Annotated in this window: 16 protein-coding genes; 10 read left to right on the forward strand and 6 right to left on the reverse strand. The window is 68.4% G+C overall.

What is annotated here, in order from left to right; translation table 11 throughout:
• Positions 1-2,886, reverse strand: a 2,886-nt coding sequence (locus ACYP33_RS07595; protein ID WP_459620769.1) for a UvrD-helicase domain-containing protein, incomplete at its 3' end; no start/stop codon positions are given.
• Positions 2,883-6,242 carry an exodeoxyribonuclease V subunit gamma gene (recC, locus tag ACYP33_RS07600; protein WP_459620771.1) on the reverse strand — a complete coding sequence of 1,120 codons (3,360 nt, stop codon included), beginning with the start codon at positions 6,240-6,242 and terminating at the stop codon, positions 2,883-2,885. The genes ACYP33_RS07595 and recC, both read right to left, overlap by 4 nt.
• A 162-nt stretch (positions 6,243-6,404) precedes the next feature.
• Here recC and ACYP33_RS07605 point away from each other — a divergent pair, with 162 nt between their 5' ends.
• Positions 6,405-8,702 carry an FUSC family protein gene (locus ACYP33_RS07605; RefSeq protein ID WP_459620772.1) on the forward strand — a complete coding sequence of 766 codons (2,298 nt, stop codon included), beginning with the start codon at positions 6,405-6,407 and terminating at the stop codon, positions 8,700-8,702.
• Positions 8,703-8,742: 40 nt separating this feature from the next.
• Here the strand turns inward: ACYP33_RS07605 and ACYP33_RS07610 are convergent, their stop codons facing one another.
• The 3 genes from ACYP33_RS07610 to ACYP33_RS07620 all read right to left on the reverse strand — a co-directional run bounded on the left by ACYP33_RS07610 (position 8,743) and on the right by ACYP33_RS07620 (position 10,079).
• The gene (locus ACYP33_RS07610; protein ID WP_459620774.1) at positions 8,743-8,958 is read right to left on the reverse strand and encodes a hypothetical protein; all 216 of its coding nucleotides are present in this window, start codon (positions 8,956-8,958) and stop codon (positions 8,743-8,745) included.
• 32 nt (positions 8,959-8,990) lie between these two features.
• Complete coding sequence (locus tag ACYP33_RS07615) at positions 8,991-9,461, reverse strand: Lrp/AsnC family transcriptional regulator (protein WP_459620776.1); 471 nt, start codon at positions 9,459-9,461, stop codon at positions 8,991-8,993.
• Positions 9,462-9,590: 129 nt separating this feature from the next.
• Positions 9,591-10,079: a hypothetical protein gene (locus ACYP33_RS07620; RefSeq protein ID WP_459620777.1), complete on the reverse strand. Its 489-nt coding sequence runs from the start codon at positions 10,077-10,079 to the stop codon at positions 9,591-9,593.
• A 190-nt stretch (positions 10,080-10,269) separates the two neighbouring features.
• On the opposite strand from ACYP33_RS07620, the gene ACYP33_RS07625 reads away from it, so the two are divergent.
• Together ACYP33_RS07625 and ACYP33_RS07630 are read left to right on the forward strand one after the other, a co-directional pair.
• Positions 10,270-10,605: a hypothetical protein gene (locus ACYP33_RS07625; protein WP_414450052.1), complete on the forward strand. Its 336-nt coding sequence runs from the start codon at positions 10,270-10,272 to the stop codon at positions 10,603-10,605.
• A gap of 250 nt (positions 10,606-10,855) precedes the next feature.
• Positions 10,856-12,049, forward strand: a complete 1,194-nt coding sequence (locus ACYP33_RS07630) for an ammonium transporter (RefSeq protein WP_459620779.1) — start codon at positions 10,856-10,858, stop codon at positions 12,047-12,049.
• A 24-nt stretch (positions 12,050-12,073) separates the two neighbouring features.
• Here the strand turns inward: ACYP33_RS07630 and ACYP33_RS07635 are convergent, their stop codons facing one another.
• Positions 12,074-13,012 carry a DMT family transporter gene (locus tag ACYP33_RS07635; protein ID WP_459620781.1) on the reverse strand — a complete coding sequence of 313 codons (939 nt, stop codon included), beginning with the start codon at positions 13,010-13,012 and terminating at the stop codon, positions 12,074-12,076.
• 74 nt (positions 13,013-13,086) lie between these two features.
• Between ACYP33_RS07635 and ACYP33_RS07640 the strand changes: the two genes are divergently transcribed.
• From ACYP33_RS07640 to ACYP33_RS07670, 7 genes are all read left to right on the forward strand, one after another.
• On the forward strand, positions 13,087-13,944 hold the full coding sequence (locus ACYP33_RS07640) for a LysR substrate-binding domain-containing protein (protein ID WP_459620783.1): 858 nt from the start codon (positions 13,087-13,089) through the stop codon (positions 13,942-13,944).
• A gap of 24 nt (positions 13,945-13,968) precedes the next feature.
• Complete coding sequence (locus tag ACYP33_RS07645; RefSeq protein ID WP_459620785.1) at positions 13,969-14,790, forward strand: SIR2 family NAD-dependent protein deacylase; 822 nt, start codon at positions 13,969-13,971, stop codon at positions 14,788-14,790.
• A 541-nt stretch (positions 14,791-15,331) separates the two neighbouring features.
• Positions 15,332-17,308 carry a PhoX family protein gene (locus ACYP33_RS07650; RefSeq protein ID WP_459620787.1) on the forward strand — a complete coding sequence of 659 codons (1,977 nt, stop codon included), beginning with the start codon at positions 15,332-15,334 and terminating at the stop codon, positions 17,306-17,308.
• Between the two features lie 614 nt (positions 17,309-17,922).
• Positions 17,923-18,735 carry an IclR family transcriptional regulator gene (locus ACYP33_RS07655; protein ID WP_414451981.1) on the forward strand — a complete coding sequence of 271 codons (813 nt, stop codon included), beginning with the start codon at positions 17,923-17,925 and terminating at the stop codon, positions 18,733-18,735.
• A gap of 294 nt (positions 18,736-19,029) precedes the next feature.
• Complete coding sequence (locus ACYP33_RS07660) at positions 19,030-20,382, forward strand: MdtA/MuxA family multidrug efflux RND transporter periplasmic adaptor subunit (RefSeq protein ID WP_414450058.1); 1,353 nt, start codon at positions 19,030-19,032, stop codon at positions 20,380-20,382.
• Between the two features lie 22 nt (positions 20,383-20,404).
• The gene (locus ACYP33_RS07665) at positions 20,405-23,533 is read left to right on the forward strand and encodes an MdtB/MuxB family multidrug efflux RND transporter permease subunit (protein WP_459620789.1); all 3,129 of its coding nucleotides are present in this window, start codon (positions 20,405-20,407) and stop codon (positions 23,531-23,533) included.
• A 3-nt stretch (positions 23,534-23,536) separates the two neighbouring features.
• Positions 23,537-26,854 carry an efflux RND transporter permease subunit gene (locus tag ACYP33_RS07670; RefSeq protein WP_459620791.1) on the forward strand — a complete coding sequence of 1,106 codons (3,318 nt, stop codon included), beginning with the start codon at positions 23,537-23,539 and terminating at the stop codon, positions 26,852-26,854.
• Positions 26,855-26,912: the final 58 nt, after the last annotated feature.

Genomic DNA, 26,912 nt, shown 5'->3' on the forward strand with positions numbered 1-26,912 from the left:
GGCGATGCCCTCCTGCTCGCGCGCCAGCGACGCCGTCAGCGAACTGAAGCTCGCGATCCGCCACGCGTCGCGCAGGAAGCGCGCCGCCTGCCGCGCGCCGCCGAGCCGTTCGGCATCGTGCCCGGCCGCGAGCGGCGAGCGCGACGACACCACCGGCAACGGCGCGATCGAGATCGGCCCGCTCGCCAGTTCGGCCCAGCGCTGCGACAGTTCTTCCGGTTCGGGCGGCTTCTCGAGCCACGCATCGAAGCCGTAGCCGGCGCCGGCCACGAGCCAGTTCAGCACGCTGCGGCGCGCCTCCTTGGTCGACCTGGCCGACTGATAGACACCGGCCACCAGATAGCAGCGATAGACGGCCCGCGTCAGCGCCACGTACACCAGCCGCGCGCGCTCGGCGGCCTGCTCGCGGCGCGCCTGCGCCGCCGCCATCTCGGTGGCCGCCTCGTCGCAGCCGTAATGCAGCACGGCCGCGCCGGTGTCGTCGTGATACTCGCGCGCATCGGGCAGCGCTTCCTCGCGCGGCTCGTGCAGGCGGCCGTCGTTGAGGAACGGGCAGAACACCACCGCGTATTCGAGCCCTTTCGACTTGTGCACGGTGACGATCTGCACGAGGTTGCGATCCGATTCGAGCCGCAGTTGGGCATCCTCGCCGCCCCCGCCGACCGCGCGCTGCGCGGCCAGCCAACGCAGCGTCGGCGCGATGCCGGGCTGCGCCGAGGCGCGCGCCTGCGTCAATTCGGCCAGATGGTTGACGTCGGTCACGCGCCGCTCGCCATCCGCGCCGCCGATCAGCCGCTCGGCGATCCGCAGTTCGCGCGCGAAGCTGCGCCACATCACGGCAAAGCCGCGCTCGCGCCAGATCAACCGGTAGCGCGAGAAGCGCTCGACCCAGCTCATCGCGTCGGCATCGGCCTCGCCGGCCTCGCCCTGTTCGAGCCGCCACAGCGCGGACGCGTCCATGCCGAACCAGTCGGTGGCGAGCGCGGCGCGCAAGCGGCGCAGGTCGCCGGGCGCGTCGATCGCGGCCAGCACGCGTTCGAGCTGCTCCGCATCGAGCGTGGCGAACACCGAGGCCTGCGCCAGCTCGACGCTGCCGATGCCCCACGCGGCCAGCATCCGCTTGACGAGGCTGCCCTGCCGGTGCGTCTGCACCAGCACCGCGATATTGGCCGGCGTCAACGCCGCCTCGCCGAGCCGCACCGACCCGTCGCGCGCACCGCGCATGAGCCGGGCGATCTCGGCGGCGCAAGCCTGCGCGGCATGCCGCTGCGCGTCGCGCTTGGACAGCGCGTCGTCGCCCTCAGGCAGCGTCCAGATCCGGAAATCGCCGGCACCCGCCCGCGGATCGGTGTCGTCGAAGAACGGCGCGCGACGACGCTCCCCGGCACGCACCGGCTCGTAATCGAGGCCATCGAGCACGAACGCGCGCGGGTTCGCCATGAACACGCGGTTGCAGGCATCGACAATGGCCGGCGTCGAACGCTGATTGACGGCCAGCGTGTAGCGCGCGCTGGCCCGCTCGCGCGCGGCCAGATAGGTATGCAGATCGGCCGCGCGGAAGCTGTAGATCGCCTGCTTCGGATCGCCCACCAGGAACAGCGGGCCAGCCGGCGCGAAGATCGTGTCGAAGATCTCGAACTGCAGCGGATCGGTGTCCTGGAATTCGTCGATCAGCGCGGCCGGATAACGGCGGCGCAGCGTATCGGCCAGCCACGGATGCGCGACCAGCGCGTGATGCAGGTTCGCGAGCAGATCGTCGAACGACACCACGCGGCGCGTGCGCTTCTTTTCCGCGAGCCGCGCAGGCGCTTCGGCCAGCCAGTCGGCGATCAGCGCGAGCCAACGGGCGCGCTGTGCGGTCTCGGCCGCCGCGAGCGCCAACTCCAGCACCTCGGCCGCGTCGAAGAACGGATGCACGGGCGTCGCGCCGCCCTTCTTGGTTGCCTTCTCCAGCGACGTGCGCGTGAGCTTGAGCGCCGGCTTCGTCAGCGGCGCGGGCGGCGCCGCGCCGGCTTCGGGCATCGGAACGAAATACGCGGCCCAGGCGGCCAGCGCGTCGGCCACCGCTTCGGGCTTGTGCGAGCGCTGGTTCAGCGAGGCCTGCGCAACATCGAGCGACTGCGCGATAGCCGAACGCTCGGCTTGCCAGAACGAAGCAGCCGCAGCATGAGCGGCCCGCAGCGCCGTGTCGGCATCGGCGCCCTCGGCCTGCGGATCGGGCAGCCCGTCGAAACGCAGCGCGGCCAGCGGCTTCTTGAGCCGCCGCGCCAGTTGCGCGTCGAGCGCGTCCGGCCCGGCGCGATTCGCCACCAGCCACGCGGCAAAACCCGCATGCGCGGCGGCGGCCGGCTCGACGCGCGTGCGCCAGTAATCGGCGGCCAGCTCGAAGCGCAGCGCGGCATCGTCGGCCTCCATCTCGAACGCGAACGGCATGGCCGCCGCGAACGGCGCTTCCTGCAAGGCGCGCTGGCAGAACGCGTGAATCGTGTGGATCGCCGCCTGATCGAACGCGCGCAACGCGCGGTTGATGCGCTTGCCGGCCAACTCGCGATCGATCTCGCTGCCCGGCCCGAGCGTGGTGGCGAACAGCTTCGCGATGAACGGATCGCCGCCGTCGTCGTCGCATTCGAGCGCGTAGGCCAACTGCGCCAGACGGCCGCGAATCCGCTCGTGCAACTCGGCCGTGGCCGCCTTGGTGAACGTGACGACGAGGATCTGATCGGCGTTCAGATCGTGTTCGAGCAACAGCCGCACGTACAGCGCGCAGATGTTCCAGGTCTTGCCGGTGCCGGCCGACGCCTCGATCTGGTTGACACCCGCCAGCGCGCAGGCGAAGACGTCGAGTTCCTGCGCCGCGAGCGCGGGGGCGATGGCGTGCTGCGTCATGCGCCGCTCCTCAAATGCTCGACGAGCGGATCGAAAACGAGATGCGCGAGCGCCGGGAACGGCGCGTCGAGCGAGAGGTTCGCGCCGCGCCAGGCGGTGGCGAGCGCGGCGTCGTCGGCTTCGCTGGCCACACGCTCGTTGATCCAGACGCCGGCCGCCTTCGATTCGCCATCCGACACGAGCGCCCAGGCGCTCTTCGGAAAGAAGCGCAGCGGCATGCGACGGCCGGCGCGGAACAGCGCGGCCAGCGGCGCGAGATGCCGGTGCGGATCGGCCACCGGCGCGAATTCGAAACCCTCGCCGCTGCCGAACCAGAGCGTGCGGCGCGGGCCGCCCGGATCGATCGCGCAATAGACGAGATGCGCGAGCCACGCGGACAGATGATCGCGCGCACCGGGCCGCGCATAGCGATAGATGACCTGCCCCAGCGGCGTGAGCCGGTTCAGCGTGCCGTGCAGCGCGAGCGGGCGGGCCTGTGCGTCGGCGGCCAGCCCGGCGTCGAACGGCCCGAACCACGGCAGTTCGCCGTCAGGCCAGGCCGGCGCGATGTCGAGCGCGAACGGCCGCCGCTCGGCGCCGCCTTCGAGCGCCTGCCGCACATTGCCGGCGAGCCGCTCCAGGCCGCCGAGCGCCTGCTCGCGCCAGACCGCGCCGGTCGCGCCGCCCGGCATCTCGGGGCTGGCGTCGGCCACGCGCCGCGCCAGTTCGGCCACGCTCGCGCCTTCGGTTTCGACGAACAGCGGCAGCACGCGCGCGGCCAGCGCGTCGCTGCCCGCGTAGTCGAGCGCGAACGGCTCGCTGTCGATCAACTCGGCCTGCGCATCAAACAGCGCCACGCCGAGCCGGTCGCGCAGCAACGCGCGCGCCGGGTGGCGCCAGAAGCGCTCGAAATCGCCGAACGCCACCGGCGCATCGGCTTCGGCCGGCAACGGCGCGGCGAAGAACGGCGGTGCCTCGCGGCTCTCGCCGCGCGCCAGTTGCCCGGCCAGCGCCGCGCGTTCGGCGTCGTAGGAATAGAGCCGGCCGCCGCGCTCGAAGTAATCGGCCGAGAACGGCTGCAGCGGATGCTCGGTCACGAACGCGCGCCGCGCCGCCTCGATATCGGCCGGCGCGGCATCGGGGCCGGCCGTGACCTCGGCCACGTAGTCGAGCAGCTCGTCGACGAGCGCGGCCGGCGGCAGCGGCGCGTTGTCGCGAATGCTGCGGCCCGTGTAGGTCACCACCAGCCGGTCGCGCGCGGCCAGCAGCAGGTCGAGGAACAGGTTGCGCTCGTCGTCGCGGCGCTGGCGGTCGCCGAGCTTGGCGAACACGGCCATCAAATCGAACTCGTCGGCACGCGCGAGGCTCGGCAGCACGCCGTCATCCATGCCGACCAGGCACACCATGCGATACGGCAGGCCGCGCAGGCTGGTCAGCGACGAGAACGTGACGCCGCCCCACGGCACCCCGCCGCGCGCCGGATCGTCGAGCGCGGCGGCGAACCCGGCGCGCACCACGGCGGCCGGCATCGGCAGGTCCTGCGCGCCCTCACGAATGGTGGCCAGCAACGCGTCGAGCGCGTCGCGCACGCCCGACAGCGCATCGGACCACGCCGCGCCCGAATCGAAGAAGCGCGCGAGCGCGTCGGCGAAAATCTCGCTCCATTCGCCGGGCGTCGCTTCGGCCGCGATGCGGCCGGCAAACCAATCGAGATCGTCGGTGAAACGCGCGAGCCGGCCGAGCAGTTCGGCTTCGCCGCCCTCGGGGCCGTCGATCGGCAGATAGGCGCCAACCGGCGCCGCGCCGTCCGGCATCGCGTAGCCGAGAAAGAGCCGCGCCAGCGCATCGGCGAAGGTATGGCGCTGCACCGGCACGGCCGGATCGGCCACCGCGCCGGGCCGCGGCTCGGCTGCCGCCAGCCCGCGCCGCGCGCCCGCCGCCGCGAGCCAGGTCTGCACGGTTTCGAGCGCGGCCGCGTCGATGCCGTAGCGCGCGGCCACCGCATCCACGCGCAACCATTCGATCAGCTCGGGCGCGCCCACCTCGCGCTCGGGCAACGCGAGCCAGTCGAGCAGCACGCGCGCCACCGGGTTGGCCTGCGACGGCGGCAACCCGGTAATGCGATACGGTACGCGAGCGGCCTCCTGCGAAGCCGAGGTGCCGAACACGGCGTCGATCAGCGGGCCGGCCGCGGCCAGATCGGCGACGGCCACCACCACGTCGGACGGCGCGAGCGTCGAATCCTCGGCGAACGCGGCCAGCAGCCGGTCGTGCAGCACTTCGAGCTGGCGCGCGAGGCTGTGGCAGACATGCACCTCGATGCCGCGCGCGGCCGGCGGCGGCCCCAGTTCGGCCTCGGGGCGCAGGTCGAGCATCGCGTTCTGGATACGCGCGAGCCAGCTGTCGGCCTCGAACGCCTCGAAGCGCGAGGCATCGGTGGCGGCCGCCGATTCAGTCAGCTCGTGCAGCATGTGCAGTTGCGCCTGCGTCTGGCGGCCCCATTCGGCCAGCAACGGATGGCCGACCTGCTGGTAATCGAGTTGACCCGCCGCGTCGAGCGATTCGGCGCGCGCCTGCGTGACGATGTCGAACCAGAATTCACGGCACGGATTGAGCGCGTAGATCCGCACGTCGATCCAGCGCGACAGCTCGCGCAGCAGCGCCACGTGCAACGGCGGCATGGTGGGCAGCGCGAACACGCTGACCGCGTCGGGCCAGGCGGCCAGCGTGCGCGCGTCGGGCGCGAGCGACGGCGCTTCGCGCAGGAAGCGGTGCGCGGGCGGCTCGCCGTCGTCGGCCAGCTCGGCCACCAGCGCGCGCCACAGCGCGGCCTGCCAGTGCTCGTCGTCGCGCGCGGCCTCGGCGCCACGCGAAGGCGTGCCTTCCAATGCGAAGATCGAGCCGCCGTCGCGCCAGGCCGCCAGCCACTCGGGCCGGTACGTCAGGTAATGATCGAATACCGAGGCGAGCCGGTGGGACAGCTCGTAGCGCATCGGCGCATCGGCCGCCGCGAGATAGGCGGCGAGGCGCGGCGAGGCGAGCCACGGCGCGGCTTCGCCGCCCTGCTCCGCACGGCTCGACAGCAGCCGGTAGCACCGCCAGACGAGCCGGTCGGGCGCGAACGGCGAGCGCGGCGGCACGTGCAGCACCTGGCCGATCTGCGCCCACAGCCATTGCGCGAGATAGTTGAACTGGACATTCGCGCAAATGCCGTGCCGCGCGGCGATATCGAGTTCGAGCCGCCGGCGCAGCGCCGCGCTCGGCACAATCACCTGCTGCGCGGCCCACGGCCCCGCCGCGCCGGGATGCGACGCGAGATGGTCGATCAGCGCATCGGCCAGCGTTTCGTGACGGTTCGAGAAAAAGAGGTGGAGCATGCGGGCGGCGGCGGTGACGGTACGCGGCCGTGGGCCACGCAGGAAGCGCCAAGGATAGCAAACGCACCGCCGCACGGATATTCGGCCAAACAGCCAGCTTTTCGGGGCGACGAAATACGATAGACTCGTCCGCCTGCCCGCGCTGTTCGCCAACTGTCCTCGATGCGCTATTCGATCGAAATCAAGAAGTTCCTGTACAGCCAGTATTTCTTCGGCGGCCTGCGGATCGCCGTCGGCGTGTCGTTGCCGGCGGTGCTGTGCCTGATCGTGTTCAACGATCGCGATCTCGGTTTCACGATCGCCACCGGTGCGCTCGGCGCCTGCGTGGTCGACATGCCCGGCCCGCTCAAGTACAAGCACAACGAAATGCTCGCGTGCAGCGTGATCGGCTTCCTGTCGGCGCTGGCCACGGGCCTCGCCACGCCGAACATCTTCGCGCTGTGGCTGACCATCGTGCCGCTCACGTTCGTGCTGTCGCTGATCGTGGTGTACGGCAACCGCTGGCCGCAAATCAGCTTCGCCACGCTGTTCATGATGGTGATGACGCTGGAGGACAGCTTCACGCCCATGGAGGCGCTGATCAACGCCGCGTGGATCCTCGCCGGCGGCCTCTGGTACACCTACTGGGCCACGCTCGTGTCGCGCTGGCAGGCGCGCCGCATCGAGCAGCAGGCGCTGGCCGACAGCCTGTTCGCGCTGGCCGGCTACCTGCTCGCGCGCGCCGATTTCTACGATCTCGAAGCCGATCTCGACGAGTGCTACCGCAACCTCGTCGTCAAGCAGGTGGCGGCCGTCGAATCGCAGGAAACCGCGCGCGACATCGTGCTGCGCAACCTGCCGAAGCTGCGCGGCGGCAAGCTCGACCGCGCCCGCACGCTGATGTTCAACCTGTTCATCAACAGCGTCGACCTGCACGAGATGTTCGTCGGCGCGCATACCGATTACCCGCTCGTGCGCAGCACGTTCGGCGAATCGGACATGCTGCTGTTCTATCGCGACCTGATCCGCAAGGCGGCGGCCGATCTCGAAACGGTGGGCCTCGCGGTGCTGCAGAACCGCGCGCCGCAAACCCGCACCAGCGTGAAGGCGGAACTGCGCGCGATCGAGTATGAAATCGAGCTGATGCGCAAGAAGAACTTCCCGGAAACCAACCCGGAAGCCTATGCGGCCGTGCTGGCCACGTTCCGGCGCATCTGGAGCGCCACGCGCCTGATCGACAAGATGCGGCGCACGCTGGCCGCCACGCCGGATGTCGCGCAAACCGAGCTGAAGATCGACCAGACCCTCGCGCGCTTCCTGCAGCGCCGCCGGCTCTCGCCGATGCTGATCTTCTCGAACCTCAATTTCGGCTCGCCGAGCTTTCGCCATGCGCTGCGCGTGACGGGGGCCGTCGCGGTGGCCTTCTGGCTCGGCCGCCTGCTGCCGCTGACCAACGCCTACTGGATCGTGATGACCACCATCATCATCCTGAAGCCCGGCTATTCGCTGACCAAGCAGCGCAACGCGCAGCGGATCGTCGGCACCCTGCTCGGCTGCGCGATCAGCATCGCGCTGATCTACACGGTGAAATCGCCGCCGCTGCTGATCGCGATCATGTTCGGCTCGATGGTGATGAGCTACAGCCTGCTGCTGTTCAACTACGCGGCCAGCGTGGTGTTCACGTCGTCCTACGTGCTGCTGATGTTCCATCTGCTCGCGCCGGGCGGCATGCGCATCATCGGCGAACGCATGATCGACACCGTGGTGGGCTGCATGATCGCGATCGCCGCGAGCCGCCTGTTCCCTTACTGGGAATACCGCGCGATGGGCAAGCTGGTGGACGACGTGCTGGGCAACACGCGCAAGTATTTCGAGGCAGCCTGGCGGGCCGGGAGCGGCAAGGCGCAGGGCGCGCCATCGGTGGCGGCGGTCGACGGCGCGGCGGTGGTGCAGGCGGTGGCGAGCGCGGCGGAAAACCCGAAGGCCTCGCCGCTCGAAAGCGATTATCCGTATCGGCTCGCGCGCAAGAACGTGCATATCGCGTTCGCCAATCTCGGCCAGGCATTCCAGCGCATGATGCTCGAACCGAAGGCCCAGCAACGCTTCGTGCCCGAGCTGAACGACCTGCTGGTGCAGGCGCACGTGCTCGGCGCGCAGATCACCGCCGCCGCGCCGCTGCTGCGCAACGCCACCGGCGACAGCGCGCCCGACACCTACGCGGCGCTGCAGAACGGGCTGGCCCAGGTGCGCGAGAACCTCGAACAGGCCGAAGCCGGCGTGGCGCCGCCCGGCAATCAGGGCGAGCTGACCAGGCAGCTCACGCGCGATCTCGATTCGATGGTGGTGGAGGCGGAGAAGTCGAACAAGGTCGGCACCGAGCTGACGCACGACCTCAAGGTGCTGGCGCACCAGTGCAAGCAGATGCTGGCCTCGTCGCTGCTGATCCGCAAGGATGCGAGCGTGATCCGGTTGCCGGCCTGATCGGCCGAGCCGCCGACGCCGCACCTGCCCGGCGCGGCGCTCAGTTGCCTGCGGAGGACGCGGCCGACGCCACGGATGCGGAAGCCGCCACAGCCGATGCCGTCTCGCCGGAAGCCGCCTCGCCCCCATGCGCCGCGTCGTATGCGCGCTTCTCCGAGATCGCGTTATAGAGCACCGTGCCGATCACCGCGAGCACGATCACGACGATCATCACGGACACGCCGCGTACCGGGTTCTTCCTGGGCTGCTGGTTCATGTGCCTATTTGCCTATACCGGCCTATACCGGCCTATACGGCTGCGTTGCCGCTGCGCACCGGCAACGCCGTTGAGTACTTGATCTGCTCCATCGCGAACGAGGAACTGACGTCGAACAGCGGCACGGCGCGGATCAGATGTTTGTAGACGCGATCGTAATCGGCGATATCGGCCACCACCACGCGCAGCAGGTAATCGGTTTCGCCGCTCATGCGGTACACCTCGACCACTTCCGGGATATCACACACCACCTGCATGAAGGTGCGCGCCCATTCCTCGGTGTGCTGATTGGTGCGCACCGCGACGAACACCGTGGTGCCGACGCCGAGCTTGCGCGCATCGCACAACGCCACCTGGGCGCGGATCGCGCCCGTATCCTTGAGCCGCTGAATCCGCTTCCAGCATGGGGTTTGCGACAGATTCACCTTCTGGGCCAGTTCGGCGATCGGCAGCGTCGAGTCGGCTTGCAGCAGTTCCAGCAACTTGCGATCGATATGGTCCATTCCCCGTTCCTGTTGGTCTTGTTGGCGTAGAAAATTTTTCTACGCCGAATACTATACGGGGAACATTATGAAAACTTTATTGGCAACGTCGACCGGGATAAATACGTACGCGGCGCGTTTGCCGGCACTTCAGTTGTTCGCCGACTTCTCGGTATCGGACGACGAAGTGGACGAGGAAGACGACGCAGGCGCGTTATCCCGGCTCCATTGCTGGAGCTTGCGGCCGGCCGATTCGAGGCCGGTGCCGGCGGCCGAGGCGGCCAGCCCGAATGCGTTCGCGGCGGCGCTCTTCAAATGCGCTTGCGCGGCCGACGCCACGTCGCTGGCCGACACGGGCGGCACGGCCGAAGCCGCCGACGCCACGCCGGCCTTGGCCGCGGCGATCTGGCTGTCCACAAAGCTGGCGGCCTGATCGAGCTTCTTGGCCGCGTGGGCGGCCGCATCGGCCACGGCGCTGGCTGCGTGGTCCGGCGTCGACGCGTTCGTGTCCGCCGGCTTGTCGCAACCGGCCAGCATGCCGGCCGCCAGGGCGGCGGCGGCGATCGCCGTCAGGCTGCTGCGTCGGGGCGCGGCATGACGAACCGGGGCAAGGAAGGAAAACCGAAAGGGATGCTTCATGTGGGTTGGCGCGACAACGCGCCCTCTCGATGCGGGAATCGCGATGATACGACGGCGGCGAGCTAGCGCCACGTCAGGATTACATTCCCTTTCAGACAAGTCGGGAAATCTTTCGGATTGAACCCATAGGCGGCCCGCGGTGCCCTACCTATAGTCGATCGCACCATGAATTTCTGCGGCGGTCGTTTCCATGATCAATGAACTCGATTGGCTGATCGTGTTGCTCGTCACGCTAGGCGCGACGCTCTCGTTTTGCCGGCATGTGCACCAGCGCTCACCCGATGCCATCGAGCGGCGGCGGCGGCGGCACGCCACGCTGTGGCTCGTGCTCGCGGTGATCGGCGGCTGGATCGCCAGCGTGATCGTCGCGCAAGGCATGATCGCGCCGTTCGGCTGGCGTGCCCCGTTCGATCTGCCGCCGGCACCGTTGCTGCTGATCGCCGTGACCTGCGTCGCGCTCTCGCTCGGCTGCGCGTGCTGCGGCTGGCGGCTGCTGCGGCCACGGCGCATTTTCTCGGCGCATTGAGCGCGCGCCCCTGCCGTACACACCCACGCACGCACCATTTGGCGGCACACACGCACCACCACAATCCATTCATCGGCACCACACGCGTGCAGCCGGAAGAAATCGCCTGCCTCACGCATCGATCGTGAAACCCGCACCAACCCTGTCACCCCGATCCGGTGCGGTTTCGCACCGGATTCACGCATCGATTCCCCTGATTGGCCCGAATCTTGCTCAAATGCCCCCTTTTCGCGCAAGCACGGGAAACAGGATGGACAGTCTCAAATCGGCCACCGACACCTTATTTCTCCTTCTCGGTGCAGCCATGGTGCTGGCGATGCACGCGGGCTTCGCGTTCCTAGAACTGGGCACGGTGCGCAAGAAGAATCAGGTCAACGCGCTGGTGAAGATCCTCGTCGACTTCTCGGTGTCGACGATCGCGTACTTCTTCATCGGCTACACGATCGCCTACGGCATCGAGTTCTTCGACGACATCGGCACGCTGGCCCAGCACAACGGCTATGCGCTGGTGCGCTTCTTCTTCCTGCTGACATTCGCGGCGGCGATCCCGGCGATCGTGTCGGGCGGCATCGCCGAGCGCGCCAAGTTCAACCCGCAGTTGATCGCCACCTCGGTGATCGTCGGGTTGATCTATCCGTTCTTCGAAGGCATTGCCTGGAACGACCGCTTCGGCATCCAGGATTGGCTGACGCACGCGTTCGGCGCGCCGTTCCACGATTTCGCCGGCTCGGTGGTGGTGCACGCGTTCGGCGGCTGGATCGCGCTGCCGGCCGTGCTGCTGCTCGGCGCGCGCCAGGGCCGCTATTCGAAGGACGGCCGGATCGCCGCGCACCCGCCCTCGAACATCCCGTTCCTCGCGCTCGGCGCGTGGGTGCTGGCGGTGGGCTGGTTCGGCTTCAACGTAATGAGCGCGCAGACGCTCGACAAGATCAGCGGCCTGGTGGCCGTCAATTCGCTGATGGCGATGGTCGGCGGCACGCTGGCCGCCTGGCTCGCGGGCCGCAACGATCCGGGCTTCACGTATAACGGGCCGCTCGCCGGGCTGGTGGCCGTGTGCGCCGGCTCCGACGTGATGCATCCGCTCGGCGCGCTCGCCACCGGCGCCGCGGCCGGCGCGCTGTTCGTGGTGATGTTCACGTGCGTGCAGAACCGCTGGCGCATCGACGACGTGCTCGGCGTCTGGCCGCTGCACGGCCTGTGCGGCGCGCTCGGCGGCATCGCGGCCGGCGTGTTCGGCCAGCCGGCGCTGGGCGGCCTCGGCGGCGTGTCGTTCGTGTCGCAAATGTTCGGCACGGTCGGCGGCATCGTGGTGGCGCTGGTGGGCGGCACGATCGTCTATGGCGCGCTGAAGGCGACCATCGGGCTGCGGCTCGACCGGGAAGCCGAATTCGACGGCGCCGACCTGTCGATCCATCGCATCACGGCCACGCCCGAACGGGATTGAGCGGGGGTACGGGGCGGCCCACCGTTACCTCCCACGCCGCGCGATCAACACCACCCCCGCCCCGGCCACGAACGTCCCGAGCAACATCCGCCAGGTCAGCGGCTCGTGGAACATCGCCCACGCCCACACCAGCGTGACCGACGGGCTCAGGAACAGCACGCTCGACACCCGCGCCGGCGACGCGCGCCGCAAGCAGGCCCAATACAGCCCGTAGCCGCCGAGCGTCGAGAAGATCGCCGTCCACGCCACGCCGGCCGCGAAGCCGGCGCTCGCCACCGGCATCAGGCTGCCGCGCGCGCCCTGCAACACGGCGAAGATCAGCGCGGTCACCACGCCGTGCACCCACAACGCGGCCATCGGGCCCAACGACGGCGCGTGCGCGGCGGCGGACAGCCGCTTGCGCCAGATGCCCGCCGCCGCCAGCGACACCATGCCGGCCACCGGCAAGCCGAGCGCCCAGACGGGCGCAGCGCCCACCCGGAACGTGTCGCGGCTCACCATCAACACGCCGGCCAACCCGAGCGCCAATCCCGCCCACACCCGGCCCGAACTGCGTTCCCGCAGCACGAACGTGGAAATCAGCACGGTGCCGATCGGCAACAGATCGGCAATCAGCGCCGACAGCCCCGCCGACACGCCCAGCTCGATACCCTTCGCCACGCCGGCCAGATAGCCGGCCATCGCCAGCGCGCCGATCGCGGCCTCGCGCAGCAGCGCCGCTCCCGACGCCGCGCGGATCTCGCGCGCAACGAAACCGAACAAGCCGATCGACAACGCGATGCAGCGCCAGAACACCACCAGATAAACGGGCGCGTAATCGGCCGAAAAGCGGATGCCGACGAAGCCCGAACTCCACGCCATCACCATCAGGCATTCGAGCAGCGGCAACGGGAGCAGAAACGCGGCCGGTGGCGGGACGGAAGGCACGCTCGCGGCGGCGCAGGGGGATCGGGTCGAAGTCATGCACCCAGCCTAAGCGTCGCGCGTGGATTCGAAAATCAAAATATACTGGCCTAGTCGTTTAATAAATCACAACCATGGACAGCATCCTCGATATCGAACTGCTGCGCACCTTCCACGCGGTGGCGCGCCTCGGCAAGTTCCGCGCGGCGGCCGAGTTCGTGCACAAGAGCCCGGCAGCGGTCAGCATCCATATCCAGCGGCTCGAAGCGGTGGCCGGCGGCCGGCTGCTCGAACGCGACAACCAGCGCGTCACGCTGACGGCGCTCGGCAAGCGGCTGCTGTCGCGCACCGGCGAGCTGCTCAGTGCCCACGATCGCGTGCTGGAGGAGATTCGCGGCCGCACGGTGGCCGCGCGCATCGTGCTCGGCGTGCCCGACGAATACGCGGCCCACGTGATCCGCGATCTGCTGCCGGGCTTCTCGGCAAGCTGGCCGAACGTGGTGCTCGAAATCCGCACCGCGCCGAGTTTCGAGCTGCGCGAGCGGGTGGCGCGCGGCCAGCTCGATCTGGCCTTGGTGGTGCAGCCGATCCAGTCGGTGCGGCCGGCCGACGTGCTGACCGTCACCACGCCGGTGTGGGTCGCCGGCAGCGGGTTCGCGGTCGATCCCGCGCAGCCGCTGCCGCTGGCGCTCTATGCCGAGCCGTGCCCGTACCGCGCGGCGATCATGACCGCGCTCAAGCAGGCCGGCACGCCGTGGCGCGTGATCATCGAAAGCCCGTCGAGCCAGGCGATCCAGGCCTGCGTCGAATCGGGGCTCGGCGTGACGCTGGTCGATCGCGCGCGCGTCACCGGCCGCATGCGCGTGCTCGATGCGCTGCCGCCGATCGGCGATCACGAAGTGGTGCTGATGCGCGATCCGGCCGGCCGCGAGCAAGCCGGCGAAGCGATCGATCTGCTGGCCGCCACCTTCCGCCAGCAGTTCCGGCTATGACGTTGCGTTGATCAGGAGAGCCCGATGAATCACGACGACGACACCCTCATCGCGCAGGCGGCCGACTGGATTCGCGAGGCCGACGGCCTGCTCGTCACGGCCGGCGCGGGCATGGGCGTGGATTCGGGCCTGCCCGACTTTCGCGGCACGGAAGGCTTCTGGCGCGCGTATCCGGCGCTGCACGGCACGGCGTTCGAGACGATCGCGAACCCGGCCGGCTTCGCGCGCGAGCCGCGCTTGAGCTGGGGCTTCTACGGGCACCGGCTGGCGCTGTACCGGGCCACCGTGCCGCACGCCGGGTTCGGGCTGCTGCGCGATTGGGGCGCGGCGATGACGCACGGCGCGTTCGTGTTCACCAGCAACGTGGACGGCCAATTTCAGCAAGCCGGCTTCGGCGCCGAACGCGTCGTCGAATGCCACGGCACGATCCATCGGCTGCAATGCGTGGACGCGTGCACCGGCGCGATCTGGCCGGCCGATGCGTTCGCGCCGGAGGTGGATACGGAACGCTGCCTGCTGACGAACGCGATGCCGCGCTGCCCGCACTGCGGCGCGCTGGCGCGGCCCAACATCCTGATGTTCGGTGACGGGAACTGGCTCGAACGCGACACCGCCCGGCAAGCGCAGCGCCTCGCGCGCTGGCTCGAACGGGTCGAGAGGCGGGTGGTGGTCGAACTGGGCGCGGGCGCCGCGCTGCCGACGGTGCGCCGTTTCAGCGAACGCCACGGCCCGCGCGTGATTCGCATCAACCCGCGCGAACCGATGATCGCGGCGAAACACGGCATCGGGATTGCCGGCGGCGCGGCCGAGACGCTGCGGCGGATCGACGAGAGGCTGAACGGCTGAGCGCAACCGCGGCGCGAATCGCCCCGGCACGCCGCGATCGCCCCCCTGGCGCGCATCGCATCGCGCCGCGCCGCCGAGGCGAAGCAAGCCGCCTCGCTCGAAGCGCGCGTGATAACCCCGACACACCTATCGTTAGAGCTAGTCCCGCATCGCGCCGCCGAGGCGAAGCAAGCCACCTCGCTCGAAGCACGCGCGATCGTCCCGACTCACCTATCGTCACAGCCAGTCCCGCATCGCACCGCCAGCCGAGCGCGGCCAGGTCGCCGAACAAGACAACCGCACCGGGGTCGCCAATCAGACGATGTTCGCCGCCGCGCTCGCCGGAATCCAACGCTCCATCCCGCCACGCCAAAGCCGCGCCCCTCCGCCTTCCCTTCGTCAAATCAAATATTCCAAAATCCAAACAACAAGCATTCAAAAAACTTTCACACACCCCGCCTACACTCCGCCTCGCATTACAAAAACCTTCCATCAATCTTCCAATCCGTAACGGAAGACCCGGAAGCGCCCCACATCGACCCCACACGAGAACCGGACACCCATGACCGCGCAGCCCAAAACCTCCCGCCGCCAGGCGCTGAAGATCCTCGTCGGCGCGCCGATGCTGCCGCTCGGCGGCCTCGCGCTCCCCGCCCTGCTCAGCGGCTGCGGCGGCGACGACGACAACGGCCCGACGACGGGCGGCGCCGGCAACGCCCCCGCAGCCAGCTTCGCGGCGGCGACGTTCGCCTCGATGGCCGCGCCCACGCTGGCCGATCCGGCCGCGATGGCAACCACCACGGTGGGCTCGACGCTGTCGGTGTCGTTCTCGGACGGCAGCGCGCGCAACTACAAGCTGGCCTACAAGCCGTTCTTCGCGACCGGCGATCGGGTGCCGAACGGCAGCGGCGGCACGATCCTCGCGGGCGGCTACTACGACATCAACAATCAGCCGATCATCGATACCTCGAAGGCCGGCAGCGAACGCCAGTTCTACTCGGATTGCCCGGACGGCAGTTCGCTGCTGACGCTGGCCAACGCCAGCGTGGCCGGCGTGAAAGGCAAGCCGGTGTTCGCGGTGGTGCAGTTCGAATACACCACGCGCAACCAGAACGGCGATTCGACCTACGGCCGCCTGCCCTCGCCGATCGCCGTGCTGACGCTCGACCAGGACGCCGCCACCGGCGCGCTGACGCTGGTCAAGTACCACAACGTCGACACCTCGAAGGCGCATGGCCTGTGGATCACCTGCGGCGCGAGCCTGTCGCCGTGGAACACCCACCTGTCGAGCGAGGAATACGAGCCGGACGCCACCGTGGCCGCCACCGACGCGCAATTCCTGGCGTACAGCCAGAACACGTTCGGCAGCACGACGACCGCCAATCCCTACCACTACGGCCACCTGCCGGAAGTGACGGTCAACCCGGACGGCACCGGCTCGATCAAGAAGCACTACTGCCTGGGCCGGATCTCGCACGAGCTGATCCAGGTGATGCCGGACCAGCGCACGGTGATGATGGGCGACGACGCCACCAACGGCGGCCTGTTCATGTTCATCGCCGACAAGGCCGCGGACCTGTCGGCCGGCACGCTCTACGTGGCGAAGTGGACGCAAACCGCCTCGGCCGGCGCGGGCGCGGCCACGCTGAGCTGGCTGCGCATCGGCCACGCGACGAGCGCCGAGATCGAGGCGCTGGCCAACACGCTGAAGGCGAGCGACATCATGGATCTGGCCACGGCCGATCCGGGCGACGCGTCGTACACGAAGATCCACTTCAGCGGCAAGTTCAACTGGATCCGCATCAAGCCGGGCATGGAAAAGGCGGCCGCGTTCCTGGAAACGCACCGCTACGCGGCGCTGATCGGCGCCAGCATGGGCTTCACCAAGCTCGAAGGCACCACCGTCAACGCGAAGGACAAGGTGGTGTACACGGCGATGTCGCGCATCGAGACCTCGATGGTCAAGGGCAACGCGGTGTCGCGCGACGTGGCGGTGGACAAGAAGATCTCGGCGGGCGCCGTCTACGCGCTGAACCTGAAGGGCGGCCAGAGCGACACCTCGGGCACGGCGATCGACAGCGCCTGGGTGCCGGTCGACATGAGCGCCCCGGTGGCGCTGGTGGGCGAGGATCTGGCCACGGCCGACGCGCTCGGCAACACGGCCAACGCCGACCGGATCGCCAACCCGGACAACCTGAAGTTCTCGGAAAAGCTGCGCACGCTGTTCATCGGCGAGGATTCCGGGATGCACGTCAACAACTTCCTGTGGGCCTACAACGTCGACACCAAGACGCTGTCGCGCGTGCTGTCCTGCCCGTCCGGTGCGGAATCCACCGGCCTGCACGCGGTGGACGAGATCAACGGCTGGACCTACATCATGAGCAACTTCCAGCACGTCGGCGATTGGGAATCGCCGCTGCACGACAAGGTCAAGGCCACGCTCGACCCGCTGGTGCGCGCCAACTTCAAGGATCGGTTCGGCGCCAGCGTCGGCTACCTGACCGCCGAAGCCACCGGCATCAAGCTCGCCAAGGCCTGAGAGCCACCGCGCTTCGCGAAACCCGGTTTCATCCGTCGCGGCCTTCGGGCCGTTTTCTGCACGCGCTGCCCTTCCCGGCAGCGCGTTTTTTCATGGCGCCGCGCCCGGCCGGCCGCCGCCTGCGGGCGAACCCCCGGTCCGGCCCCGGGCGACCCGGGTTAAGCTGGCATATCAAACAAGCGACGTTTAACTTATCCGAGCCGCCATTTTTCGGCAAAAATCCCATTATTTGAACAAATGGGGCCGGATTGATAGAGTAAAAAAAAAGCGCCACGGGTGACCGTGGCGCTTAAAAAGTTCTAGCCATTCCGAGGGCCGTGCTAGAACCTGAGAGACTGCATCGAAACATCGTTATCGGTAAAACTGACGAAACGTTGTTTCGAAATTCAGGCACATTTTTTCCGTTTCCCGATCCCAAGTCAAGAGAAAAATACGGCGCAATTGTGAATTTTGCGACACAAGCTTGGGAGAAAACCCTTCAAAACCGGGGACATCCGACACTCTGTCATCGCATGATACGTTGTCGGTAAAACATGCACGATTCGATAATTGTCGTACTATTTCTGCAAATATGAAATTTTGTTTCAGAAAAGTGAGAGGCCTTCGTGTCGACAATGAATAACGCGGCAAGCGCCGCGAAAGATCGCGAATCCTCGACGGATGAGATTTCGGCGCTCGCCAGAGGGCTCGCCGTATTGCGTTGCGTGGCCGCCGCCGATGCACCGGTCAGCAACCGCGAACTGACAGAAATAACAGGTATCCCCAAACCGACCGTCTCGCGTATCACCGCCACCCTCGTGGGCGCCGGCTTCCTGTTTCGGCTGCCCGACAGCGAACGCTTCGTGCTGACCGCGTCCGTGCTCGAACTGAGCAACGGCTACCTGCGCAACTTCGATATCCGCGCCCGCTCGCGGCCGTTCCTGATCGAACTGGCCGAGCGTACCTCGCTGTCGGTTCACCTTGCGGTGCGCGATCGGCTCGACATGGTCGCGATCGACGTGATCCGGCCGCGCTCGGCGGTGCTCGTCACGCGGCTCGAAGTGGGCTCGCGGATGGACATCGTCCGCACCGCGGTGGGCCGCGCCTACCTGGCCGCGCTGCAGGACAGCGAGCGCCGCGAGCTGGTGGTCGCCCTGCAGACCGCGCACGGCGACGACTGGCCGCTGGCGCAGGCCCGGCTCGACGCCGCGCTCGACGACACCCGGCGCAACGGCTATGCGATCGCGATCGGCGAATGGCGCGACGGGCTGAACGCGGTGGCGGCCGGCTTCGTCGGCCCGTCGGGCCAGCGCTACGCCGTCAACTGCGGCGGCGCGGCCATGCAGCATTCGGCCGAGGCGCTGCTCGAGACCGCCGTGCCGGCCCTGCTCGAGTGCGTCGCCAGGATCGCCCGCGAGATCGGCGGATCGGTCGCCCCGCGCCGCTAGCCGGCCTGCCGGGCCCGAGCCGATCGCGGCGAGCGGCCGGCCGGCCCGACCGTCGAATCGTCACGCACACGTCATCGGCACGTCACTCGCGGGTCATCGCGATATACAAGTGGTTACCCCAGTAAACCGTTGAAAGAAAGTTCGCTAGACGATCGCCCGGGTCGCACGTAGCATCATGCAACCTCGCGCCCGCATGGGCGCTCCGCTCTTTCGCCGTCCCAGCGGCCCGCCCCGGCGGCGGGTCTCGCGCGGCGCCTCCCACGCCCGCTCACGCCAGCGTCAGTCAGATCGAACATGAATAATCCGGAATCCCAAACGCCTCGCTCCCCCGCTCCTCCGCCGCATGATCCGGCGCCGCGCAAGCGCCGCCCGATCGCGATCGGGGTGGCCGCGCTCGTCGTGATCGGCGGCGCGCTGCTGTGGTGGCATCCGTGGAAGAAGGCCGACGCGCCCGCCAACGGCCAGGCCGCGGGCCAGACGGGCGGCCGCCGTCACGGCGGCCCGGCCGATTTCGCCAACCAGCCGCAGCCGGTGCAGGTGGCCACCGCCACCCGTGGCGAAATGCCGATCGTGCTGTCCGCGCTCGGCACCGTCACCCCGCTGGCCAACGTGACGGTCAAGACCCAGCTTTCCGGCTATCTGCAATCGGTGAATTTCACCGAAGGCCAGATGGTCAAGAAGGGCGACCTGCTCGCGCAGATCGACCCGCGCCCGTACCAGGTCTCGCTCGAAACCGCCCAGGGCACGCTCGCCCGCGACCAGGCGCTGCTCGCCACCGCGCGGCTCGACCTGCAGCGCTATCAAACGCTGCTCGCGCAGGATTCGATCTCGAAGCAGCAGACCGACACGCAGGCCTCGCTGGTCAAGCAATACGAAGGCACCGTCAAGACCGATCAGGCCTCGATCGATTCGGCCAAGCTGAACCTGACCTACGCACGCATCACCGCGCCGGTGTCGGGCCGGGTGGGCCTGCGCCAGGTGGATGCGGGCAACTACGTGACGTCCGGCGACACCAACGGCCTCGTCGTGATCACGCAGTTGCAGCCGATGAGCGTGCTGTTCACCACCTCGGAAGACAACCTTCCGCAGATCCTCAAGCAGGTCAACGCGGGCCAGACGCTGTCGGTCACGGCCTACAACCGCAACAACACGGTGCCGCTGGAAGCCGGTTCGCTCGAAACGCTCGACAACCAGGTGGACACCACCACCGGCACCGTGAAGCTGCGCGCCACGTTCGCCAACAAGAACAACCTGCTGTTCCCGAATCAGTTCGTCAACACGCGGCTGCTGGTCGACACCTTGCGCGACGCCGTGATCGTGCCGACCGCCGCCGTGCAAACCGGCTCGATCGGCCAGTTCGTCTATATCGTCAAGCCGGACAACACCGTCACGGTACGCAAGGTCAAGCCCGGCCCGGTGGATGGCGAACGCACCAGCATCGCCCAGGGCGTGCAGGTGGGCGAGCGCGTGGTGACGGACGGCGTCGATCGCCTGCGCGAAGGCGCGAAGATCACGATCCCGGCCGCGCATCCGCAAGGCGCGTCGGGCGCCGCCGCCGCATCGGGCGCGCATGCTCACGGCGCCTCCGGCGCATCGGGCGCCCATGGCCACCGCCATCACGGCGCATCCCAATCCGCCGCGCAATGACGCCCAAGACCACGCCTGATCGATGAATCCATCCCGTCTATTCATTCTTCGCCCGGTCGGCACTGCCTTGCTGATGGCGGCGATCATGCTGGCCGGCCTGGTTTCGCTGCGCTTCCTGCCGCTGGCCGCGCTGCCCGAGGTCGATTACCCGACCATCCAGGTGCAGACGTTCTACCCCGGCGCGAGCCCCGAGGTGATGACTTCCTCGGTCACCGCGCCGCTGGAGCGCCAGTTCGGGCAGATGCCGTCGCTGAACCAGATGTCCTCGCAAAGCTCGGCGGGCGCTTCGGTCATCACGCTGCAATTCAGCCTCGACCTGCCGCTCGACATCGCCGAGCAGGAAGTGCAGGCCGCCATCAACGCGGCCGGCAACCTGCTGCCGTCGGACCTGCCCGCGCCGCCGATCTACGCCAAGGTCAACCCGGCCGACGCGCCCATCCTCACGCTCGCGATCACCTCGAAAACGCTGCCGCTCTCGCAGGTGCAGGACCTGACCGACACGCGCCTGGCGATGAAAATTTCGCAGGTGTCGGGCGTGGGCCTGGTGAGCCTGTCGGGCGGCAACCGGCCGGCCGTGCGGATTCAGGCCAACCCGCTCGCGCTCGCGCAATACGGGCTGAACCTCGACGACCTGCGCACCACCATCTCGAACCTGAACGTCAACACGCCGAAGGGCAACTTCGACGGCCCGACGCGCGCCTACACGATCAACGCCAACGACCAGCTGACCAGCGCCGATCAGTACAACACCGCCGTGGTGGCCTACAAGAACGGCCGCCCGGTGATGCTGACCGACGTGGCGAAGGTGATCGCCGGCACCGAGAACACCAAGCTCGGCGCCTGGGTCGATGCGGAACCGGCCATCATCGTCAACGTGCAGCGCCAGCCCGGCGCGAACGTGATCCAGACGGTCGACGCGATCAAGCAGATCCTGCCCAAGCTCCAGGAAACGCTGCCCGCCTCGCTCGACGTGCAGATCGTCACCGACCGCACCACCATGATCCGCGCCGCCGTGCGCGACGTGCAGTTCGAACTGGCGCTGGCGGTGGTGCTGGTGGTGCTGGTGATGTACCTGTTCCTGGCCAACATCTACGCCACCATCATCCCGAGCCTGTCGGTGCCGCTGTCGCTGATCGGCACGCTGGCCGTGATGTACATGGCCGGCTTCTCGCTGAACAACCTCTCGCTGATGGCGCTGACCATCGCCACCGGCTTCGTGGTGGACGACGCGATCGTCATGATCGAGAACATCGCGCGCTACGTGGAGGAAGGCGAAGGGCCGCTGGAAGCCGCGCTGAAGGGCTCGCGGCAGATCGGCTTCACCATCATCTCGCTGACGGTGTCGCTGATCGCGGTGCTGATCCCGCTGCTGTTCATGGGCGACGTGGTGGGCCGGCTGTTCCACGAGTTCGCGATCACGCTGGCGGTGACCATCGTGATCTCGGCGGTGGTGTCGCTCACGCTGGTGCCGATGATGTGCGCGAAGCTGCTGCGCCACACGCCGCCGATGGGCGAGCACCGCTTCGAGACGCGCGTGCACAAGGTGATCGACAAGGTGATCGCGCGCTACGGCACGGCGCTGCGCTGGGTGCTCGAACGCCAGGCTTCCACCCTGGTGGTGGCGGTGCTCACGCTGGCGCTGACCGCCCTGCTCTACGTGTTCATTCCGAAGGGCTTCTTCCCGGTGCAGGACACCGGCGTGATCCAGGCCATCACCCAGGCGCCGCAGGCGGTGTCGTACGGCTCGATGGCCGAGCGCCAGCAGGCGCTGGCCGCGCAGATCCTCAAGAACCCGAACGTGGACGGCCTGACCTCGTTCATCGGCGTGGACGGCTCGAACATCACGCTCAACAGCGGGCGGATGCTCATCAACCTGAAGAACCGCGACGATCGCAGCGACTCGGCCACGCAGATCATCCGCGACCTGCAAAAGCAGGTGTCGAACCTGCCCGGCATCGCGCTCTACATGCAGCCGGTGCAGGATCTGACGATCGACTCCACGGTCAGCCCGACCCAGTACCAGTTCCTGCTGACCAGCCCGAACCCGGACGACTTCGCGACCTGGGTGCCGAAGCTGATGCGCCAGCTCCAGCAGGAGCCTTCACTGGCCGACGTGGCCACCGATCTGCAGGCCAACGGCAAATCGGTGTACGTCGAGATCGACCGCGCCACCGCCGCGCGCTTCGGCATCACGCCGGCCACCGTCGACAACGCGCTGTACGACGCGTACGGCCAGCGCATCGTCTCGACCATCTTCACGCAGTCGAACCAGTACCGCGTGATCTTGGAGGCCGAGCCGCAGATGCAGCACTACGCCGATTCGCTGAACGGCATCTACCTGCCGTCGGCGGGCGGCGGCCAGGTGCCGCTGTCGTCGATCGCCACGTTCCACGAACGCGCCGCGCCGCTGCTCGTCACCCACCTCGGCCAGTTCCCGGCCGCGACGGTGTCGTTCAACCTCGCGCAGGGCGCCTCGCTCGGCGAGGGCGTCAAGGCGATCGAGGCGGCCGAGAAGGCGATCGGCCTGCCCGCCTCGTTCCAGACGCGCTTCCAGGGCGCCGCGCTGGCGTTCCAGTCGTCGCTGTCGAACCAGTTGTTCCTGATCCTGGCCGCGATCGTGACGATGTACATCGTGCTCGGCGTGCTCTACGAGAGCTACATCCACCCGATCACGATCCTGTCGACGCTGCCGTCGGCCGGGGTGGGCGCGCTGCTCGCGCTGATCGTCACCGGGCATGATCTGGACATCATCGGCATCATCGGCATCGTGCTGCTGATCGGCATCGTCAAGAAGAACGCGATCATGATGATCGACTTCGCGCTGGAGGCCGAACGCGTGGAGGGCAAGTCGCCGCGCGAGGCGATCTACCAGGCCTGCCTGCTGCGCTTCCGGCCGATCCTGATGACCACGCTGGCCGCGCTGCTCGGCGCGCTGCCGCTGATCGTCGGCTCGGGCGCGGGCTCCGAGCTGCGCAAGCCGCTCGGCATCGCGATCGCCGGCGGCCTGATCGTCTCGCAGGTGCTGACGCTGTTCACCACGCCGGTGATCTACCTCGGCTTCGATTCGCTGGCGCGCCGCGTGCGCCGCGCCTTCGAGCGCCGCCGGCCGGCCGCGGGCGACACCTCCGGCAACAACGGCACGGGCGCGTAACCGATGAACCTGTCGCGCCTTTTCATCCACCGCCCGATCGCGACCACGCTGCTCGCGCTCGGGATCGCGCTGTCGGGCCTGTTCGCGTTCGCGAAGCTGCCCGTCTCGCCGCTGCCGCAGGTGGATTTTCCGACCATCTCGGTGTCCGCGTCGCTGCCGGGCGCGAGCCCCGATACGGTCGCGACCAGCGTGACCAGCCCGCTGGAGCGCCATCTCGGCTCGATCGCCGATGTCACCGAGATGACCTCGACCAGCTCGGTCGGCACCGCGCGTATCATCCTGCAGTTCGGGCTGGACCGCGACATCGACGGCGCCGCGCGCGACGTGCAGGCCGCCATCAACGCGGCCCGCGCCGACCTGCCGGCCAGCCTCAAGAGCAATCCCACGTACAAGAAGGTCAACCCGGCCGATTCGCCGATCATGGTGCTGGCCGTGACCTCCGACACGGCCTCGCCCGCGAAGCTCTACGATTCGGCCTCCACCGTGCTGCAACAGGCGCTCTCGCAGATCGAGGGGATCGGCGAGGTGGACGTGTCCGGCTCGGCCAACCCGGCGGTGCGCATCGAGCTGGAGCCGCAGGCGCTGTTCCACTACGGCATCGGCCTGGAGGACGTGCGCGCGGCGCTGTCCTCGGCCAACGCGAACAGCCCGAAGGGCGCCATCGAATTCGGCCCGAACCACTACCAGCTCTACACCAACGACCAGGCCTCGCAGGCGTCGCAGTACAAGGATCTGGTGGTGGCCTACCGCAACAGCGCCGCGGTGCGGCTCGACGACGTGGGCAGCGTGGTGGATTCGGTCGAGGATCTGCGCAACATCGGCCTGGCCAACGGCCGGCGCGCGGTGCTGGTGATCCTGTACCGCTCGCCGGGTGCGAACATCATCGACGCGGTGGACCGCGTCAAGGCCTCGCTGCCGCAACTGACCTCGGGCATGCCGGCCGACATCAACGTGGCGCCGGTGATGGACCGCTCGCGCACCATCCGCGCCTCGCTGACCGACACCGAGCACACGCTGCTGATCGCGGTGGGCCTGGTGGTGATGGTGGTGTTCCTGTTCCTGCGCAACTGGCGCGCCACGCTGATCCCGAGCGTGGCAGTGCCGATCTCGATCATCGGCACGTTCGGCGCGATGTACCTGCTCGGCTTCTCGATCGACAACCTCTCGCTGATGGCGCTGATCGTGGCCACCGGCTTCGTGGTGGACGACGCGATCGTGGTGCTGGAGAACATCTCGCGCCACATCGAGAACGGCAAGACGCCGATGCAGGCCGCGCTCGACGGCGCGCGCGAGGTGGGCTTCACGGTGCTGTCGATCAGCCTCTCGCTGGTGGCCGTGTTCCTGCCGATCCTGCTGATGAGCGGCATCATCGGCCGGCTGTTCCGCGAATTCGCGCTGACGCTGTCGCTGGCGATCTTCGTGTCGCTGCTGGTCTCGCTCACGCTCACGCCGATGATGTGCGCGCGGCTGCTGCCGCCGAACGAAACCGCCAAGCGCGAGGAAGGCCGCGTCGGCCGCTGGCTCGAACGCGGCTTCGGGCGGCTGCAGCGCGGCTACGACGGCTCGGTGGTGTGGGCGCTGCGCCATCCGCGCATCATCGTGCTGTCGCTGGTGGCCACCGTCGCGCTGAACGTGCTGCTCTACGTGAAGATCCCCAAGGGCTTCTTCCCGCAGCAGGACACCGGCATGCTGATCGGCGGCATCCAGGCCGACCAGTCCACCTCGTTCCAGGCGATGAAGGTCAAGTTCACCGAGATGATGCAGATCGTGCAGTCCGATCCGAACGTCGCGACGGTGGCCGGCTTCAGCGGCGGGCGCGCGACCAACGCGGGCTTCATGTTCATCACGCTGAAGGACAAGCCGGGCCGCAAGCTGTCGGCCGACCAGGTGATCGCCAGGCTGCGGCCGCGGCTCGCCCGCGTGGCCGGGGCGCGCACCTTCCTGCAGGCCGCGCAGGACTTGCGCGTGGGCGGGCGCCAGTCGAACGCGCAATACCAGTTCACGCTGTTCGGCGATTCGACGGCCGAGCTGTACCAGTGGGGGCCGAAGCTGACCGAGGCGCTGCAGAAGCGGCCCGAGCTGGCCGACGTCAACTCCGACCAGCAGCAGGGCGGCCTCGAATCGATGGTCACCATCGACCGCGCCACCGCCGCGCGCTTCGGCATCCAGCCCGCGCAGATCGACAACACGCTGTACGACGCGTTCGGCCAGCGCCAGGTGTCGACCATCTACAACCCGCTGAACCAGTACCACGTGGTGATGGAGGTCGCGCCGAAGTACTGGCAGGACCCGGAGATGCTCAAGCAGGTGTACGTCAGCACCACCGGCGGCACCGCCAACGGCGCGGCCACCACCAACGCGGCGGCGGGCACGTTCACGGCGAGCACCAGCAGCAGCGCCGGCACCGGCACGGCCGGCGCCAGCACCACCAGCGCCGCGGCGATCGCCTCCGATTCGGCCCGCAACGCGGCGCTGAACTCGATCGCCTCCACCGGCAAGTCGAGCGCGTCGTCGGGCGCGGCGGTGTCCACCTCGAAATCGACCATGGTGCCGCTGTCGTCGATCGCCAGCTTCGGGCCGGCCACCACGCCGCTGTCGGTCAGCCACCAGGGCCTGTTCGTGGCGACCACCATCGCGTTCAACCTGCCGCCCGGCGTGGCGCTGTCGGACGCCACCCGCGTGATCTACCAGACCATGGCCGAGCTGGGCATGCCGGCCACCATCACCGGCAGCTTCCAGGGCACCGCGCAGGCGTTCCAGCAGGCGCTGCAGGATCAGCTGCTGCTGATCGCCGCCGCGATCGCCGCGATCTACATCGTGCTCGGCATGCTGTACGAGAGCTACATCCACCCGATCACGATCCTGTCGACGCTGCCGTCGGCCGGGGTGGGCGCGCTGCTCGGGCTGCTGCTATTCAAGACCGAGTTCGGCATCATCGGGCTGATCGGCGTGATCCTGCTGATCGGCATCGTCAAGAAGAACGCGATCATGATGGTGGACTTCGCGATCGAGGCGTCGCGCCAGGGCAAATCGTCGTTCGACGCGATCTACGAGGCGTGCCGGCTGCGCTTCCGGCCGATCATGATGACCACCATGGCCGCGCTGCTCGGCGCGCTGCCGCTGGCCTTCGGGCACGGCGACGGCGCCGAGCTGCGCGCCCCGCTCGGCATCGCGATCGTCGGCGGGCTGATCGTCTCGCAGGTGCTGACGCTCTACACGACGCCGGTGGTGTATCTGTACATGGACCGGGTCCGCCTGGCGGCCGAACGGCGCCGCGCGCGGCGCAACCCGCCGCCGCAACCGGCCGGCGCGAGCGACTAGCCGCGCACGCTCCCACGCGGTTCGGGCGGCAACGGCGACGGGCCGGGCAATCGATGCC

The sequence above is a fragment of the Burkholderia sp. 3C genome (assembly GCF_054589155.1).